14 protein-coding genes are annotated in these 16,024 nt (G+C 64.1%); 8 read left to right on the top strand and 6 right to left on the bottom strand.

From position 1 onward, the window contains the following. Positions 1 to 75: 75 nt before the first annotated feature. The 7 genes from recR to RFM98_RS09950 all read left to right on the top strand — a co-directional run bounded on the left by recR (position 76) and on the right by RFM98_RS09950 (position 7,832). Positions 76 to 681 carry a recombination mediator RecR gene (gene recR / locus RFM98_RS09980; RefSeq protein WP_320308703.1) on the top strand — a complete coding sequence of 202 codons (606 nt, stop codon included), beginning with the start codon at positions 76 to 78 and terminating at the stop codon, positions 679 to 681. Between the two features lie 194 nt (positions 682 to 875). Further along, complete coding sequence (locus RFM98_RS09975) at positions 876 to 2,150, top strand: lytic murein transglycosylase (RefSeq protein WP_320308702.1); 1,275 nt, start codon at positions 876 to 878, stop codon at positions 2,148 to 2,150. Positions 2,151 to 2,418: 268 nt separating this feature from the next. Further along, positions 2,419 to 4,047, top strand: a complete 1,629-nt coding sequence (locus RFM98_RS09970; protein ID WP_430682291.1) for an ABC transporter substrate-binding protein — start codon at positions 2,419 to 2,421, stop codon at positions 4,045 to 4,047. Positions 4,048 to 4,065: 18 nt separating this feature from the next. Beyond that, positions 4,066 to 5,133, top strand: coding sequence for an ABC transporter permease (locus RFM98_RS09965; RefSeq protein ID WP_320308700.1), 1,068 nt, complete (start codon positions 4,066 to 4,068; stop codon positions 5,131 to 5,133). Between the two features lie 196 nt (positions 5,134 to 5,329). Further along, positions 5,330 to 6,256, top strand: a complete 927-nt coding sequence (nikC, locus tag RFM98_RS09960) for a nickel transporter permease (RefSeq protein WP_320308699.1) — start codon at positions 5,330 to 5,332, stop codon at positions 6,254 to 6,256. Then, positions 6,253 to 7,089: an ABC transporter ATP-binding protein gene (locus RFM98_RS09955; protein WP_320308698.1), complete on the top strand. Its 837-nt coding sequence runs from the start codon at positions 6,253 to 6,255 to the stop codon at positions 7,087 to 7,089. Before nikC ends, RFM98_RS09955 begins: the two co-directional genes overlap by 4 nt. Then, a complete protein-coding gene (locus tag RFM98_RS09950) occupies positions 7,086 to 7,832 on the top strand; it encodes an ABC transporter ATP-binding protein (protein WP_320308697.1) in 747 nt (248 codons plus the stop codon). The genes RFM98_RS09955 and RFM98_RS09950 overlap by 4 nt, the downstream gene beginning before the upstream one ends. A gap of 210 nt (positions 7,833 to 8,042) precedes the next feature. Here RFM98_RS09950 and RFM98_RS09945 read toward each other — a convergent pair whose 3' ends face one another. From RFM98_RS09945 to RFM98_RS09935, 3 genes are read right to left on the bottom strand one after another with little or no spacing between them, the layout of a single operon-like run. After that, complete coding sequence (locus tag RFM98_RS09945; protein ID WP_320308696.1) at positions 8,043 to 11,135, bottom strand: efflux RND transporter permease subunit; 3,093 nt, start codon at positions 11,133 to 11,135, stop codon at positions 8,043 to 8,045. Then, positions 11,135 to 12,208 carry an efflux RND transporter periplasmic adaptor subunit gene (locus RFM98_RS09940; protein WP_320308695.1) on the bottom strand — a complete coding sequence of 358 codons (1,074 nt, stop codon included), beginning with the start codon at positions 12,206 to 12,208 and terminating at the stop codon, positions 11,135 to 11,137. The genes RFM98_RS09945 and RFM98_RS09940 overlap by 1 nt, the downstream gene beginning before the upstream one ends. Further along, positions 12,205 to 13,341 carry an efflux RND transporter periplasmic adaptor subunit gene (locus RFM98_RS09935; protein WP_320308694.1) on the bottom strand — a complete coding sequence of 379 codons (1,137 nt, stop codon included), beginning with the start codon at positions 13,339 to 13,341 and terminating at the stop codon, positions 12,205 to 12,207. The genes RFM98_RS09940 and RFM98_RS09935 overlap by 4 nt, the downstream gene beginning before the upstream one ends. Before the next feature lie 380 nt (positions 13,342 to 13,721). On the opposite strand from RFM98_RS09935, the gene RFM98_RS09930 reads away from it, so the two are divergent. Continuing rightward, complete coding sequence (locus RFM98_RS09930) at positions 13,722 to 14,999, top strand: 4-aminobutyrate--2-oxoglutarate transaminase (RefSeq protein ID WP_320308693.1); 1,278 nt, start codon at positions 13,722 to 13,724, stop codon at positions 14,997 to 14,999. Between the two features lie 23 nt (positions 15,000 to 15,022). Here the strand turns inward: RFM98_RS09930 and RFM98_RS09925 are convergent, their stop codons facing one another. The 3 genes from RFM98_RS09925 to RFM98_RS09915 form a co-directional block, all read right to left on the bottom strand. Then, a complete protein-coding gene (locus RFM98_RS09925; protein ID WP_320308692.1) occupies positions 15,023 to 15,334 on the bottom strand; it encodes a type II toxin-antitoxin system RelE/ParE family toxin in 312 nt (103 codons plus the stop codon). Continuing rightward, positions 15,334 to 15,591, bottom strand: coding sequence for a type II toxin-antitoxin system ParD family antitoxin (locus RFM98_RS09920; protein WP_320308691.1), 258 nt, complete (start codon positions 15,589 to 15,591; stop codon positions 15,334 to 15,336). Before RFM98_RS09920 ends, RFM98_RS09925 begins: the two co-directional genes overlap by 1 nt. 198 nt (positions 15,592 to 15,789) lie before the next feature. Beyond that, positions 15,790 to 16,020, bottom strand: coding sequence for a ribbon-helix-helix domain-containing protein (locus RFM98_RS09915; RefSeq protein ID WP_320308690.1), 231 nt, complete (start codon positions 16,018 to 16,020; stop codon positions 15,790 to 15,792). Positions 16,021 to 16,024 lie beyond the last annotated feature (4 nt).

Genomic DNA, 16,024 nt, shown 5'->3' with positions numbered 1-16,024 from the left:
CACCTTTTCGCTTTGACGCAATTCCGGACGGAAAACCGCTTCGCACTTTTCCTGGAATTGCTCTAGATCAGAGCGATGTCGAAGAGAATCGCCGGACCGGAAATCGAACGCCTGATCCAGCTCCTGGCCAAGGTGCCGGGGCTTGGGCCCCGTTCGGCCAGGCGCGCGGCACTCCATCTCATCAAGAAGAAGGAACAGCTGCTCGAGCCTTTGGCGGCCGCCATGGGCGAGGCGGTCGACAAGGTTCGCATCTGCTCGACCTGCGGCAATGTCGACACCTTCGATCCTTGCATGATCTGCACCGATCCGCGCCGCGACGCCGGCACGCTCATTGTCGTCGAAGACGTCTCGGACCTTTGGGCGCTGGAGCGCGCGGCCGCCATGAACGCGCGCTACCATGTGCTCGGCGGCACGCTGTCGCCGCTCGACGGCATCGGTCCGGACCAGCTCAACATCCGCTCATTGGTCGACCGCGTCGCCGGCGGCGAGGTGAAGGAGGTCATCCTCGCGGTCAATGCTACCGTCGAGGGGCAGACAACGGCGCATTACCTGACCGATCAGTTGTCAGGCTTCGACATCAAGGTGACAAGGCTGGCGCATGGCGTGCCGGTCGGCGGCGAGCTCGATTACCTCGACGAAGGCACGCTGGCTGCGGCGTTGCGGGCGAGGACGGCGTTTTGAGGGGATGCACCGGAGGGATGCGCGCCATGACTGAAATGCATCCTTCGAAGCTTGTGCCAGGCACCCCCCTCTGTCCTGCCGGACATCTCCCCCGCAAGGGGGGAGATTGGCTGTTTAGGCGCCCCGCACCGTCCTGCAACGTTGATGATTGGCGAAAGCGTGCGCGACATCCGATCTCCCCCCTTGCGGGGGAGATGTCCGGCAGGACAGAGGGGGGTGTGAAGGAACGCCACCTTCGCGTATTCGTCACTGTTTTCATTTTGGCCGCGTTGGTTTTCTCCTTCGGAACCCCCTCCCACGCCGCCCCCATCGACGACCAGTTCCAGGCCTGGCTGCAAACCGACCTCTGGCCCGAGGCCAAGACAAAAGGCATCTCCAGGAAAACCTTCGACGAGGCCTTCACCGGGGTGAAGCCGAACCTCAAGCTGCCCGATCTCGTCATGCCCGGCGAGCAGCCGACGACCCCTGAGAAGCAGCACCAGGCCGAGTTCGGCCCGCCGGCCAACTATTTCGCGGAGAAGATCATCCGCGCCGTCACCACAGGCGGACGTTCGCGCGATAGCGTCAACGCCAGGGTGCTCGGGCTGATCGAGAAGCGCTACGGCGTGCCGGGCGAGATCGTGCTGGCGATCTGGGGCCGCGAGACCGGCTTCGGCGCAGCCAAGATGCCCTACGATGCCTTCGAGGTGCTGGGCACCAAGGCGTTCATGTCGACGAAGAAGGATTTCTTCCGCACCGAAGTGCTGGCGGCGCTCGAAATCGTCGAGCGCGGTCTGGCACCGGTGAATGCCATGAAGTCGTCCTGGGCCGGCGCACTCGGCCAGCCGCAATTCATGCCGACATCCTTCCTCAAGCACGCCGTCGACTTCGACGGCGACGGACGGCCCGACATCTGGAATTCCACGCCCGACGTGCTCGCCTCGATCGCCAACTACCTCGTCCATTACGGCTGGGTGAGGGGCCGCGGCTGGGGGACCGAGGTGACGGTGCCGGCAAATGTCTCCTGCTCGCTCGAAGGCCCCGACCAGGGCAAGAAGATCTCCGATTGGGTGGCGATGGGCATCAGGCGCGTCGACGGCAAGGCATTCCCGGCGAGCGAGCTGAAAGCCGAGGGCTTCCTGCTGATGCCGGCCGGGCGCAGCGGTCCGGCCTTCGTCGTCACGCCGAATTTTTACGTGCTGAAGGAATACAACACCAGCGACCTCTATGCCCTGTTCATCGGCCACGCGGCCGATCGCATCGCCAAGGGTGACGCTACCTTTAACGCCAGCTGGGGCGCGGTCGGCGACCTGCATCGGTCCGACATCGCGGCGCTACAGCGCGCGCTGGAGGCCAAGGGTTATGACGTCGGCAGCGCCGACGGCTTGCCCGGTTTCAAGACGCGCCGCTCGATCGGCGCCTGGCAAGCGAAGAACGGTAGGCCCGCGACCTGTTTTCCCGATGCGAGCCTGGTTGCGCAGCTGAAATAGCAGTGCATCCGGGCCACCGACTGCAGTAGATTTTTCCCGATTGGCGGCTTCGATTAGCCGGCACATAGGTCGACTCGTCGCGGCCCGTTCAGGTCCAATAGACTATCTCGCAAATGCGCGTTGCCGGTTCGCGCGGCGCCGAATAGGGTGTTGACCAACTGGACAAAAACCACGACGGTACGTGGTCCATGCCGCTGCCGGCTTCGAGAAGAATAATGAAGCCCTGAGCCGGGAACTCAGGTCAACAAAACAGGGAACGATCACCATGATGCTGGAAAAGTTTGCGCTCCGTAGCTTGCTTGCGGGTGTGGCGATGACTGCGTTGCTCGCAACGCCCGCCTTCGCGGTCACGCCGGCCGACACGCTGGTCGAAGGCTTTGCCATCGACGACATCATCTCGATGGATCCGGGCGAGGCGTTCGAGCTGTCGACGGCCGAGGTCACCGGCAACACTTATGATCTCCTGGTTCGTCTCGACCTCAGCGATACCTCCAAGGTCAAGGGCGACCTCGCCGAGAGCTGGACCGTTTCCGATGACGGCCTGACCTACACCTTCAAGCTCAAGCCCGGCATGAAGTTCGCGTCCGGCAATCCGATCACCGCGGCCGATGTCGCCTATTCCTTCGAGCGCGCCATCAAGCTCGACAAGAGCCCGGCCTTCATCATCGGTCAGTTCGGCATCAGCGGCGACAATGTCACCGAGAAGGCCAAAGCGGTCGACGACACTACCTTCCAATTCGTCGTCGACAAGGCCTATGCGCCGAGCTTCGTGCTCAACTGCCTGTCGGCCACGGTCGCCTCCGTCGTCGATGCCAAGCTGGTCAAGGAACATGTCGCGGCGGCCACGCCGAGCGCCGACTACAAATGGGACAACGACTTTGGCAATGCCTGGCTGAAGACCGGCTATGCCGGCTCCGGGCAGTTCAAGCTGCGCGAATGGCGCGCCAACGAAGCCGTCGTGCTGGAGCGCAACGACAACTACAATGGTGACAAGGCCAAGCTCGCCCGCGTCATCTACCGCAACATGAAGGAAAGCTCGGCGCAGCGCCTGGCGTTGGAAGCCGGCGACATCGACGTCGCCCGCAACCTCGAGCCGAACGATCTCGATGCCATCGCCAAGAACGCCGACCTCACCACCACCAGCGCGCCGAAGGGCACGGTCTATTACATCAGCCTCAACCAGAAGAACCCGAACCTCGCCAAGCCCGAGGTGCGCCAGGCGTTCAAATATCTGGTCGACTATGACGCGCTGAGCACGACCATCCTCAAGGGCATCGGCGAGATCCACCAATCCTTCCTGCCCAAGGGCGACCTCGGCGCAATCGACGACAATCCCTTCAAGCTCGATGTCGCCAAGGCCAAGGAGTTGCTTGCCAAGGCCGGCCTGCCGGATGGTTTCAAGGTGACCATGGACGTGCGCAGCAAACAGCCGGAGACAGGCATGGCGGAATCGATCCAGCAGACGCTCGGGCAAGCCGGCATCAAGCTGGAGATCATCCCCGGCGACGGCAAGCAGACGCTGACCAAGTATCGCGCCCGCAACCACGACATCTATATCGGCCAGTGGGGCCAGGACTATTTCGATCCGAACTCCAACGCCCAGACCTTCGCCTCCAACCCGGACAATTCGGATGCCGGCAAGTCCCACACGCTCGCCTGGCGCAATGCCTGGGACATTCCGGACCTGACCAAGCAAACCGAGGCGGCGCTGCTGGAGAAGGATTCGAGCAAGCGCGCCGACATGTACAAGGACCTGCAGCAGAAGATCCTCGACACCAGCCCCTTTGTCATCATCCATCAGCAGCTGGAAGTGGCCGGGCTGCGCAAGAACCTCAAGGATTTCAAGCTCGGCCCGAGCTTCGACACCAACTTCGTCGGGTCGGTCTCCAAGCAGTAGACCCGGCGGACGCGACGCGTGAGCGTAGCTGACAATCAGGCGGCGGCAGGGCGCGATAGCGCTCGTGCCGTCGCGATTTTATCATCGATCGGCCGCTTCCTGGTCATCGCGGTGACGACCTATCTCGGTCTGCTCGCGGTGACCTTCTTCATCGGCCGCGTCATCCCGATCGACCCGGTGCTGGCCGTGCTCGGTGACCGGGCGCCCATCGCCGTCGTCGAGCGTACGCGTCGTGAGATGGGTCTCGACCTGCCCTGGATCGAGCAGTTCTATATCTATGTGAAAAGCGCCCTTCACGGCGATTTCGGAACCTCGGTATTGACCACCAATCCGGTGATGTCCGACATCCGCCGCGTCTTCCCGGCGACGATCGAGCTGGCGACGCTGGGCACCATCATCGGCGCCGTGATCGGCGTGCCGCTCGGGGTATTGGCCGCGGTGAAGCGCGGCAGCCTCATCGACCAGGTCGTGCGCATCATCGGCCTGATCGGCTATTCGGTGCCGATCTTCTGGCTCGGCCTGCTGGGGCTCGTGCTCTTCTACGCCAAGCTGCAATGGGTCGCTTTCCCGGCGCGGCTCGACGTCGTCTACGAATACACTTTCACGCCGATCACAGGCTTCTACCTGCTGGATGCCGCGATGCAGGGGCAGTGGGATGTCTTTTATGACGCCTACCGTCACATCATCCTGCCGGCCGCGCTCCTCGGCTATTTCGCGCTTGCCTATATCAGCCGCATGACGCGCTCCTTCATGCTGAACGAGCTGTCGCAGGAATATATCGTCGCCGCCCGCGCCAAGGGCCTTTCCGAAACGCGCATCATCTGGGGCCATGCATTGCGCAACGCGGCGGTGCCGATGGTCACGGTGATAGCGCTTTCCTATGCCAGCCTGCTCGAAGGCTCGGTGCTGACGGAGACCGTCTTCTCCTGGCCGGGCATTGGGCTTTACATCACAAATTCGCTGCAGAATGCCGACATGAACGCGGTGCTCGGCGGCACCATCGCCATCGGCTCGGTTTTCATCGGCATCAACCTTCTGTCCGACTTGCTCTACCGGCTGCTCGATCCAAGGACGAAGGCCGAATGAGCAGAGCTATCGCACCGTCGGGCTTGGCTGCGGCCAATCACCCCCACTCCGGCCCTTCGGACCACCTCTCCCCCTGTCCGGGGGAGAGGAAAAGCCGGTCGCACGCCTGGCGCCTTTCCTCGCCCCCGTCGAACGGGGGAGAGGTGGCCTGCGAAGCAGACCGGAGCGGGGGTCGACAGCTCCCAGGGGCTTCGTCATGAGCGCCTCCGACGCCGGCTCCCTCTCCCGCCGCGAATGGCTGCTCAGCGAGCGGCCGGCCTCACGCATGCAGGCAAGGCTCGGCCGCGCCTATGTCACCTGGCGGCGTTTCTCGGCGAACCGGCTCGCCTTTGTCGGCCTGATGATCATCATCGCGCTGCTGGTCGTCGCCGCTCTCGCAGATGTGCTGGCGCCCTATTCGCCGACCATCGGCGATTTGAAGAACGCCCGCCTGTTGCCGCCAAGCGCCGCGCACTGGTTCGGCACCGACGACCTTGGCCGCGACATCTATTCCCGCATCGTCTACGGCTCGCGCTGGACGCTCTATGTGGTGATCCTCGTCGCCGTCATCGCGGCTCCCATCGGCCTCTTGGTCGGCACCGTGGCCGGCTATGCCGGCGGCTGGACCGACGCTATCCTGATGCGCGTCACCGACATCTTCCTCGCCTTTCCGAAGCTGGTGCTGGCGCTGGCTTTTGTGGCGGCACTCGGGCCAGGCATCGAGAACGCCGTGCTGGCGATCGCGATCACCTCCTGGCCGCCTTATGCGCGCATCGCGCGTGCCGAGACGCTGACGGTGCGCAATTCGGACTATATCAAGGCGGTGCAACTGATGGGCGCTTCGCCCTTCCGCATCGTGCTGCGCCACATCATGCCGCTCTGCATTTCCTCGCTGATCGTCCGGGTGACGCTCGACATGGCGGGCATCATCCTGACCGCCGCCGGTCTCGGTTTCCTCGGCCTCGGCGCGCAGCCGCCGCTGCCCGAATGGGGCGCGATGATCGCGTCCGGCCGCCGCTTCATTCTCGATCAGTGGTGGGTGGCCGCGGCTCCGGGTGCCGCCATTCTGATCGTCAGCCTCGGCTTCAATCTGCTCGGCGACGGCCTGCGCGACGCGCTCGACCCCCGGAGTGGTGACCAATGAGCGACACGCTTCTCGAAGTCGACGATCTGCGCGTCACCTTCCCGACCCGCACCGGCCTTGTACAGGCGGTTCGCGGCGTCTCCTTCTCGCTTGGCCGCGAGCGTCTCGGCATTGTCGGCGAGAGCGGCTCCGGCAAGTCGCAGACCGGTCGCGCCATCATGGGCCTGACCCCGCCGCAGGCGGAGGTTTCGGCGAAGAAACTCGCCTTCGACGGCATTGATCTGCTCTCCATATCGCCTCGCCAGCGCCGGTCGCTGCGGGGAAATCGGATCGCCATGATCCTGCAGGATCCGAAATATTCGCTCGACCCGGTGATGACCATCGGCCGCCAGATCGTCGAGACGCTGCGCACGCACGAAAGGGTCTCCAAAGCCGAGGCGCGCGAGCGCGCGCTCGCCATGCTGCAGGCGGTCCAGATCCGCGACCCGGCCCGCGTCTTCGATCTTCATCCGCATGAGGTCTCGGGCGGCATGGGTCAGCGCGCCATGATCGCCATGATGCTGATCGCCGGGCCCGAACTGATGATCGCCGACGAGCCGACCTCGGCCCTCGACGTCACCGTGCAGCTCGACGTGCTCAAGATCCTCGACAAGCTCGTCGCCGAGCGCGGCATGGGGCTGATCTTCATCTCGCACGACCTGCGCCTGGTCTCATCCTTCTGCGACCGGGTCGTCGTCATGTATGCCGGCAAGGTGGTCGAGCAGCTCAAGGCCTCCGAGCTGCGCGACGCCCAGCATCCCTACACGCGCGGCCTGCTCAACTGCATGCCGAAGATCGGCTTCGAGCGCCATCCGTTGCCGGTGCTCGACCGCAAGCCGGAGTGGGCGGCATGACGGCCGCGATCGCCATCCAGGGGCTGGAAGTGGTGTTCGACCGTTTTCGTGCGCTGAAGGGTGTCAGCGTCGAGGTCAAGGAGGGCGAATCCTACGGGCTGGTCGGCGAGAGCGGCTCCGGCAAGTCGACGCTGCTCAGGGCAATCACCGGCCTTGTGCCTGTCGCCTCGGGCACCATCACCGTCAACGGCAAGACGCTCGGCAAAACCCGCGACAAGGCTTTCTACCGCGACGTGCAGATGGTGTTCCAGGATCCATACGGCTCGCTGCATCCGCGCCAGACCGTCGATCGTCTGTTGCAGGAGCCTCTCGCCATCCACGGCATTGCCGATGGCGAGAAGCGCATCGAGCGCGCGCTGGACGAGGTCGGTCTCGGCAAGGGCTTCCGCTTCCGCTACGCGCACCAGCTCTCCGGCGGCCAGCGCCAGCGCGTGGCGATTGCCCGCGCGCTGGTCCTCGAACCGTCTATCCTTCTACTCGACGAACCGACCTCGGCGCTCGACGCCTCGGTCCAGGCCGAGGTGCTGAACCTGCTCGAAGAGGTGCGTGGGCGGCGCAAGCTTACCTTCCTGATGGTCAGCCACGACCTCGCCATCATCACCCATATGTGCGAGCGGCTGATGGTGATGCAGAATGGCGAGGCGGTCGAGACGCTGACCGCGAGCCAGCTGATCGGGCATCGGGTGAGCGAGGATTATACGCGCAATCTGCTGAGGGCCAGCGAGGGGTTTGTGCGGGTGTAGTTTCGGAGGTAGTGTTCCGTCACAACCCCCCTCTGTCCTGCCGGACATCTCCCCCGCAAGGGGGGAGATTAAGCGCTCCGCCATTTTCGCCAATCACCATGGTCTCACGAAAAGGCGCCATGCCGAAGCTGCCGATCTCCCCCCTTGCGGGGGAGATGTCCGGCAGGACAGAGGGGGGTGGGCGGGAACTCGGCGTTCGAATTCTGCGGCTCAGGTTGCGCCACTCTCCGCGACAACAGCGCTGTCGGCAGGCTCCACCTCTTTCGGCTCCTTGATCCGGAACCACGTCACGTAAAGCGCCGGCAGGAACAGCAACGTGATCGCGGTACCTGCGATGATGCCGCCCATCATGGCATAGGCCATCGGCCCCCAGAACACTTCGCGCGCGATTGGGATCAGCGCCAGGCTCGCGGCAGCAGCGGTCAGCGCGATCGGCCGCATGCGGTGCTCGGTCGCTTCGATCACCGCCGCCCAGCGGTGCTTGCCCTCGGTGACCAGGTCCTCGATCTGCACGATCAGGATGACCGAGTTGCGGATCAGGATGCCGATGAGCGCCAGCACGCCGAGGATGGCTACGAAGCCGAGCGGCGCGCCGCTCGGCACCAGGGCCGCCACCACGCCGATCAGCCCGAGCGGCGCCACCGCCACCACCAGGAACAGGCGCTGGAAGCTCTGCAACTGCACCATCAGGATGGTCGCCATGATGAACAGCATCAAGGGCACCACGGCCGCGATAGGCCCCTGGCTCTTGGCGCTTTCCTCGACAGACCCTGCGGTCTCGATCGAATAGCCGGGCGGCAGCTTGGCGATGAAGGCATCGACCGATGGTTTCAGCTCGTTGACGACCGTCGCCGGCAGCACGTCGCCGACCAGGCCGGCGCGCACGGTGATCGTCGGCGTGCGGTTGCGCCGCCATACCGTCGGCTGCTCCAAATCGTAGCGGAAATTGGCGACAGCGGCGAGCGGGATCGCCTCGCCGTTTCCGGTCGGCAGCTGTATGTTCTGCAGCGTCTCGATCGAGCCGCGCTCGGCCTCGCGCGACCGCGCCACGACATTGATGAGGTATGTCGCGTCGCGCACCTGCGTGATCGTCGCGCCGCCCACCGTGCTGTTCAGCGTGCTCGCAATGTCGGAGGAGGTGATGCCGAGCTGGCGCGCCTTGTCCTGCAGCACGTCGACCCTGAGCACGCGTTGCGGCTCGTTCCAGTCGAAGGTCGGTGCCGCAAGCTTCGGATTGGCCGAGATCAGGCCGGCGAATTGCTGCGCGAGCTCCCGCACCGTCTCGATGTCGGGACCGCCGACGCGGTATTGCACCGGACGCCCGACCGGTGGGCCGAGCTCGAGCGGCTTGACGAAGGCATCGGTGCCGACGAACTCCGCGCGCAGCAGCTTTTCCAGCGCCGGCTTCACCCGGTTGCGCGCCTCGATGCTCTTGGTGACGATCACCGTCTGGCCGAAATAGGGATTGGCCGGCTGCACGTCATAGGCAAGCACGAAGCGCACCGCGCCCTGGCCGATATAGGAACTGAAATGATCGATGTCGGGATTGCCGACCAGCGCGCGCTGCTCGAAGCGCTCCATCTGGTCGCGCGTCTCCGTGATCGAGGAGTTCTGCGGCAGGTTCCAGTCGACGATCAGCTCCGGCCGGTCGGAAGGCGGGAAGAACTGCTGCTGGACAAGCCCGAAGCCGGCGATCGAGGCCGCAAACAGAAGCACCGTCGCGATGATGGTCAGCCAATGGCGGCGCACGGAAAAGACAAGCACGCGCCGGAACAGCGAGGTGAAGCGCCCGGGCTGGTCGTGATGCTTCTCCTTCATCGTTGCGGGCAGGATGGTCACGCCGAGCAGCGGCGCGAACAGCACCGCGACGATCCATGACACAAGCAACGACACCGCGATGACGACGAACAACGTGAAGGTGTATTCGCCGGCCGCGCTCGAGTTGAGACCGATAGGGATGAAGCCGGCGACCGTCACCAGCGTTCCGGTCAGCATCGGGAAGGCGGTCGAGGTGTAGACATAGGTCGCCGCCTTGCGCAGATTGTCGCCGACCTCCAGCCGGGCCACCATCATCTCGACCGCGATCATCGCGTCGTCGACCAAAAGCCCGAGCGCGATGATCAGGGCGCCAAGCGAAATACGCTGCAGCGAGATGCCGAGATAGGCCATGACGGTGAAGGTGATCGCAAGCACCAGAGGTATCGACAGCGCGACGACAAAGCCGGCGCGCAAACCGAGGCTGATAAAGGAGACGGCGAGCACGATGGCGACCGCCTCGAACAGTGCCCGCGTGAAGCCCGAGACCGCTTCCTCGACGATGACCGGCTGGTCGGCGACCAGATGGACACCGACGCCGACCGGCAGGTCGGCCAGCACCCGCTGCATCTCCTCGTGCAACGCTTCGCCGAATTTGAGCAGATTGGCGTTGGGCTTCATGCCGATGGCAAGCCCGATCGCATCCTGGCCGTTGAAGCGGAACAGGTCCGTCGGCGGGTCGACATAGCCGCGCCGGATCGTCGCCACATCGCTCAGCCGGAAGAAGCGGTCGTTGACGCGCAAGTTGATGGCCCGCAGGCTTTCCTCGGAAGCGAACTGGCCGCCGACGCGCACGCTGATGCGCTCCGGCCCGGACTGGACGACGCCGGACGGCGTGATCGCGTTCTGGGCCTGCAGGCTGGCCACGATCGCCTGCTGGTTGAGGCCAAGTGCTGCGATCTGGCGCGTCGAGAATTCAAGATAGATCGCCTCGTCCTGCGCGCCGACCAGATCGACCTTGCCGGCATTCGGCACGGTCAGGATCCTGGTGCGGACATCCTCGACATAGTCGCGCAATTGGCGCGGCGTCAGCCCGTCGGCGGTGAAGGCGTAGATGTTGCCGTAGACGTCGCCGAACCGGTCGTTGAAGAACGGTCCCTGCACGCCCTGCGGAAACTGCGCCTTGATGTCGTTGACCATGTTGCGCACCTGAAGCCAGTTCGGCACGACATCGCGCGCCTTGGTGGTGTCCTTCAGGTTGACGAAAATGACGGTCTGGCCGGCGGTGGTGACGGACCGGGTGAAGTCGAGGCTGTCGAGCTCCTCGAGCTTTTTCTCGATGCGGTCGGTCACCTGCTGCACCGTCTCCTTGACCGAGGCGCCGGGCCAGTTGGCCTGGATGATCATGGTCTTGATGGTGAAGGCGGGGTCTTCCTCGCGGCCGAGATTGAGGTAGGAGAAAATGCCGGCCACCACGAAGACCAGCATGAAGTACCAGACCATGGAGCGGTGGCTGAGCGCCCAGTCGGAGAGGTTGAAGCCCTTCATCAGACGCCGCCCTCGGGTACCTTGACCTTCTGGCCTTCGCTCAAGCTGTGGACGCCGGCGGTAACGACGCGCATTCCGGCCTCAAGGCCTTCGGCCACCGTGAAGCTGCCGCCGTTCTTCGAGGCGATCTTGATCTCGCGCGCGCTCACGCTTGAGGATTGCGGATCGACGATCCAGACTTTCTCCGCACCATCCTTTTCGAGCAGCGCCGACAACGGCAGTTCGATCGTCGGCGTGACCTTGGTCATGCGCGTTGCAGTGATCGTCGAGCCCAGCCGGAACGCCGACGGCGGACTGACCAGTGTCAGCCGCACGCGGCGGGTGCGCGTGGCGCCTTCCGACTGCGGCGCCAACTCGCGCAACTTGGCGTCGGCTTTGATGGTCGGCAGCGATTGCAGGATGATCTCGAACGGCGTGCCGACGGCAAGGTCGCCGGTCAGTTGATCGGGAATGTCGACCACCGCCTCGCGCGGATCGGTGCGCGCCACGGTGACGACCGTCTGTCCGGGCGAGACTGTCTGGCCGACCTCGGCGCCGACCGCCGTGACGACGCCGTCGAAATCGGAGAACAGCCGGGCGTAGCCGAGTTGCTCCTGCGACTTGGCCAGAGCGGCATTGGCGCGCTCGACACCGGCTTCCGCCGCCTGCCGCGCTTGTTTGGCGGCATCGAACGTCGCTTGCGAGGTGTTGGCCGAGGCAAGCAGCTGGCGCTGACGATCCTCGCTTGCGGCGGCGTTGGTGAACTGCGCCTGCGCGTTCGACAGATCGGCTTTCGAGGCCTGGACGGCAAGCTCCAGCGCCGTCGGGTCGAGCGCGGCGATCGTCGTGCCCTTGGTGACGAGGTCGCCGACCTTGACGTCGCGCGAGACGACGCGGCCGAGCAGGCGGAAGGCGAGATCGGCGCTGTATTGCGGCTGCACCGTGCCGGCGAAGCCGAAGATCTCAACGGTCTTCGGTTCGACCACCATCGACAGCACCGGCCGGATGATCACCGGCGGCTTCTCTTCCGAGCGCGAGCAGGCGGCAAGTGCGGTAAGGATCAGCAAGGGAGCGATGCCTGGCAACCGGTTCATTGGCTCGCCCCCGCGATCTCGATCTTCTGCCCGGGACTGAGCAGTTGCCCGCCCGCGGTGACGACGTTCTGGCCTTCCCGCAAACCCTTGTCGACGACGACCACGCCGGAATCGAAGGCGAGCACTTCGACAGGCGCTGTCGTCACTGCTTTGCTCGACAGATCGACGATCCAGACGGCGGGCTTGCCGGCCGTCGAGGTCAGCGCCTGCCAAGGCAAAAGGACAGCCTTCACCGGCATGGCGCTGACGGTGCCGATGACGGCGGCACCGAGCGGCATGCCGGCCGGCGTATCGGGAATGCCGACCTTGACCCGGATCGACCCGGACGCGGTATCGACCGCCGGCGAGATTTCCCGCACCTTGCCGACTGCCCGCACCTGCGGGTCGGACAGCAGCGTGATCGTCACCGCCGGGGAAGGCGGCGTCTGGACCACCAGCGTCTCGTGCACGTTGAAGACGGCGTCCCGGTCGCCATCCTCGGCGATGGTGAACACGGTCTGCGCCGCCTGCACCACCTGCCCGGCCTCGACCTGACGCGCCGTGATGACGCCGGCGGCACCCGCCTTGAGCTCGGTATAGGAAAGGTTTTCCTTGGCGTTGGCCAAAGCGCTTTGCGCCGCATCGACGCTGCCCTGCGCCACTTTCAGGGTCTGGTTGGCGGTGTCGAAATCCCGTCGCGTCGTAAAGCCTTGCGAAAGCAGCGTCTTTTGCCGTTGATAAGTGGCCGCCGCCTGGGTGAGCTGCGCCTGTGCCGCGTCGAGGTCGGCCTGGGCCGAACGCAGGTCGGCTTCCTGTTCCTGCGGGTCGATGCGGGCAAGCACGGTGCCCTGGTCGACATGCTGGCCGACATCGACCATCCGTTCGGCGACGCGGCCGCCGACGCGGAACGACAAATTGTTGAGGGTCCGGGCAGCGATCACGCCGGTCAACGAGGTTCGTGGCGCGTAGTCGGCGAGCGCGACAGTCTGCGTCGTCACCACCACCGGCAGCTTCTTTTCCGCCGCCTGCTGTTTCTGGCAGCCGGTCGCTGAGAGCATCGCGCCGGCGCAGGCCAGCAGCAACAGGATGTTTGGACGAGGCAAAGGGCTGAGCGGAGAAGACGGCAAGGCGGACGATGTCGCGTTCCTGCTCATGGTTCCCCTCAAGCGTGGGAGCCGCTCCTGACGGCGGCACGTCGCGGACGAAACGAGGATAATCGATCGGCGGGAAAAGGAAACCATTTCCGCGGCGCTAGTCGCCGGGCTGGTCAAGATCGTTTTCCGGGCCAGAGCGGTTCACCGCTTCATGGAAACGGCGAGCCGTTCTATCTCTTTGGTTTGATGCAATTCCGGACGGAAGCTACGGCGAAGTCGCCGAGCCCGACCGCTTCACCCTTTTCCTGGAATTGCCTTTCGGCAGGCCCAATCGACTGGGCCAATGTGCCGACTTGAGGAAAACGTAAAATAAGGCGAGAAGAGTTTCGATCAACGGAACGGGCCCAATCTCGATGAGGGATGGCCCGATGAGGGACGAGATGAAGAATTCAGCCATTTCCGAGCGCAAGAACCAGTCGATATCGCGCGGCGTCGGCATGACGACGCAGATCTATGCCGATCGCGCCGAGAATTCGGAGATCTGGGACGTCGAAGGCCGCCGCTATATCGACTTCTCGTCGGGCATCGCGGTGGTCAACACCGGCCACCGCCATCCGAAGGTGATCGAGGCGGTCAAGGCGCAGCTCGACCGCTTCACCCACACCTGTCACCAGGTCGTGCCCTATGAGAGCTATGTGCATCTCGCCGAGCGCCTGAACGGCATGCTGCCCGGCAAGTTCGACAAGAAGACCGTCTTCGTCACCACCGGCGCCGAAGCGGTCGAAAACGCCATCAAGATCGCCCGCAACGCCACCGGCCGCCAGGCGGTCATCGCCTTTTCCGGCGGCTTCCATGGCCGCACCTTCATGGGCATGGCGCTGACCGGCAAGGTCGTGCCTTACAAGGTCGGCTTCGGCGCGATGCCGGCCGATGTCTTCCACGCCCCGTTCCCGGTCGCGCTGCACGGGGTTTCGGTCGCGGATTCGCTTGCCGCGCTCGACAAGCTGTTCAAGGCAGATGTCGATCCGGGCCGCGTTGCCGCCATCATCGTCGAGCCGGTCCAGGGCGAGGGCGGCTTCTACGAGGCGCCGCGCGATTTCATGGCAGCACTTCGCAAGATCTGCGACCAGCACGGCATCCTGCTCGTCGCCGACGAGGTGCAGACCGGCTTTGCCCGCACCGGCAAGATGTTCGCCATGGATCATCATGACGTGGCGCCCGATCTCACCACCATGGCCAAGAGCCTTGCCGGCGGTTTCCCGCTTGCGGCTGTCACCGGCCGCGCCGAGATCATGGATGCGCCAGGCCCCGGCGGGCTCGGCGGCACCTATGGCGGCAGCCCGATCGGCGTCGCCGCTGCGCACGCCGTGCTCGACGTCATCGAGGAGGAAAAGCTCTGCGACCGCGCCAATGCGCTCGGTGCCAGGCTGAAGCAGCGGCTGGAATCGATCCGCGACGACGTGCCGGAGATCGTCGATATCCGTGGTCCGGGCTTCATGAACGCCGTCGAGTTCAACGATGTGAAGAAGGGCCTGCCGTCGGCCGAGTTCGCCAACGCCGTCAGGCTGAAGGCGCTGGACAAGAGCCTCATCCTGCTCACCTGCGGCGTCTACGGCAACGTCATCCGCTTCCTGTCGCCGATCACCATCCAGGACGGCGTCATGACCGAGGCGCTGGACATTCTGGAGACCTCGATCCGCGAAGCGCGCGCGGCTTAATCGGAATAGTCAGAGTGTCGGCTTCAACTATCCTTGGGCATTTTCCCTTCATCGAAAATGCCTTGGATGTCGCGTGAGCCGTGCAGGATGCGCTCGACACGCGCACCGTCGCCCTCGACGGTATAAAAGATGACATATCTCTGGAACGCGACGGAGCGCAGACCGCGCCAGAGTTCGGAACGGGGAGCGCCACCACGGGGTGCGTCCAAGGTGGTGTCGCATCGCACTCGAAGTGCCGCTATCAAGCGGCGGGCGGCCGCCGGATTTTCAGCGTGGATGTAATCGCCAATCTCTTCAATGTCCTGTACGGCGGCAGGCGCGAAACTGAGAGCCATTATTTACGGCTTTCAGCCGCGTATCTTTTCCCCAACCGGTCAAAAACGTCGTCGGCTGAAATAGCTGGTCCGCTCTCTACACCCTTGCGGATGTCTTCACGCAGTGCAGTAAGCTTCGCCTGCCGGTGCTCTTCGCGTTCCTCCAGCAGGCGCAGGCTATCGCGCACAACTTCGCTTGCGCTGGCGTAGCGACCACTCTCGACAAGCTCGCGCACGAATGCCTCGTAGCGGGAGCCAATGCTGTAGCTTGCAGGCATGGAACAATCTTTCACCTTATCCGAATTTATCAATCTATGATAAGTCGGTGATGCCCTTTTGCCAAGGTTGGAAGCGGCCTCGCTTAAAACGCACTCCATTTCTGCTGACGGTCTGCCCCGAGGGGGTGCCGTTAGAAACTCGGATTCCGCAGCCAAGCTGGAATATCCGTCTTGGCGTGCAGAACTCGTCACGCCAGTTTATCGGCGCTGTGCTCGTCTTCGCAGCGCGTTGAAATAGTCGTCGTCAACAGGAGCGCCAGGCGCCGATAACACGCCTTCGAGGAGCAAACGATGCAGGACTTGACGATCCTGATCGTGGCGGATCAATTCACTCAGATATTCGCTGCTCGTGCCGTAGCCGCGATCCATCACTTGCTGATCGACAAAATGCTTCAAGCTGTCAGGCAGTGAGATGTTCATGATGCTCATCAAA

Origin of the sequence: Mesorhizobium australafricanum (genome assembly GCF_033977265.1) — a bacterium.
GTDB lineage: Bacteria > Pseudomonadota > Alphaproteobacteria > Rhizobiales > Rhizobiaceae > Mesorhizobium > Mesorhizobium australafricanum.
Note: the sequence above shows the minus strand (reverse complement) of the source record. Positions and strands in the feature narration are given on the sequence as shown.

Bases quoted from the DNA above. Each gene is read 5' to 3' on its own strand.
- recR (WP_320308703.1), top strand. From the start codon at position 76: ATGTCGAAGAGAATCGCCGGACCGGAAATCGAACGCCTGATCCAGCTC.
- RFM98_RS09975 (WP_320308702.1), top strand. From the start codon at position 876: ATGTCCGGCAGGACAGAGGGGGGTGTGAAGGAACGCCACCTTCGCGTA.
- RFM98_RS09970 (WP_430682291.1), top strand. From the start codon at position 2,419: ATGCTGGAAAAGTTTGCGCTCCGTAGCTTGCTTGCGGGTGTGGCGATG.
- nikC (WP_320308699.1), top strand. From the start codon at position 5,330: ATGAGCGCCTCCGACGCCGGCTCCCTCTCCCGCCGCGAATGGCTGCTC.
- RFM98_RS09955 (WP_320308698.1), top strand. From the start codon at position 6,253: ATGAGCGACACGCTTCTCGAAGTCGACGATCTGCGCGTCACCTTCCCG.
- RFM98_RS09950 (WP_320308697.1), top strand. From the start codon at position 7,086: ATGACGGCCGCGATCGCCATCCAGGGGCTGGAAGTGGTGTTCGACCGT.
- RFM98_RS09945 (WP_320308696.1), bottom strand. From the start codon at position 11,135: ATGAAGGGCTTCAACCTCTCCGACTGGGCGCTCAGCCACCGCTCCATG.
- RFM98_RS09940 (WP_320308695.1), bottom strand. From the start codon at position 12,208: ATGAACCGGTTGCCAGGCATCGCTCCCTTGCTGATCCTTACCGCACTT.
- RFM98_RS09935 (WP_320308694.1), bottom strand. From the start codon at position 13,341: ATGAGCAGGAACGCGACATCGTCCGCCTTGCCGTCTTCTCCGCTCAGC.
- RFM98_RS09930 (WP_320308693.1), top strand. From the start codon at position 13,722: ATGAAGAATTCAGCCATTTCCGAGCGCAAGAACCAGTCGATATCGCGC.
- RFM98_RS09925 (WP_320308692.1), bottom strand. From the start codon at position 15,334: ATGGCTCTCAGTTTCGCGCCTGCCGCCGTACAGGACATTGAAGAGATT.
- RFM98_RS09920 (WP_320308691.1), bottom strand. From the start codon at position 15,591: ATGCCTGCAAGCTACAGCATTGGCTCCCGCTACGAGGCATTCGTGCGC.
- RFM98_RS09915 (WP_320308690.1), bottom strand. From the start codon at position 16,020: ATGAGCATCATGAACATCTCACTGCCTGACAGCTTGAAGCATTTTGTC.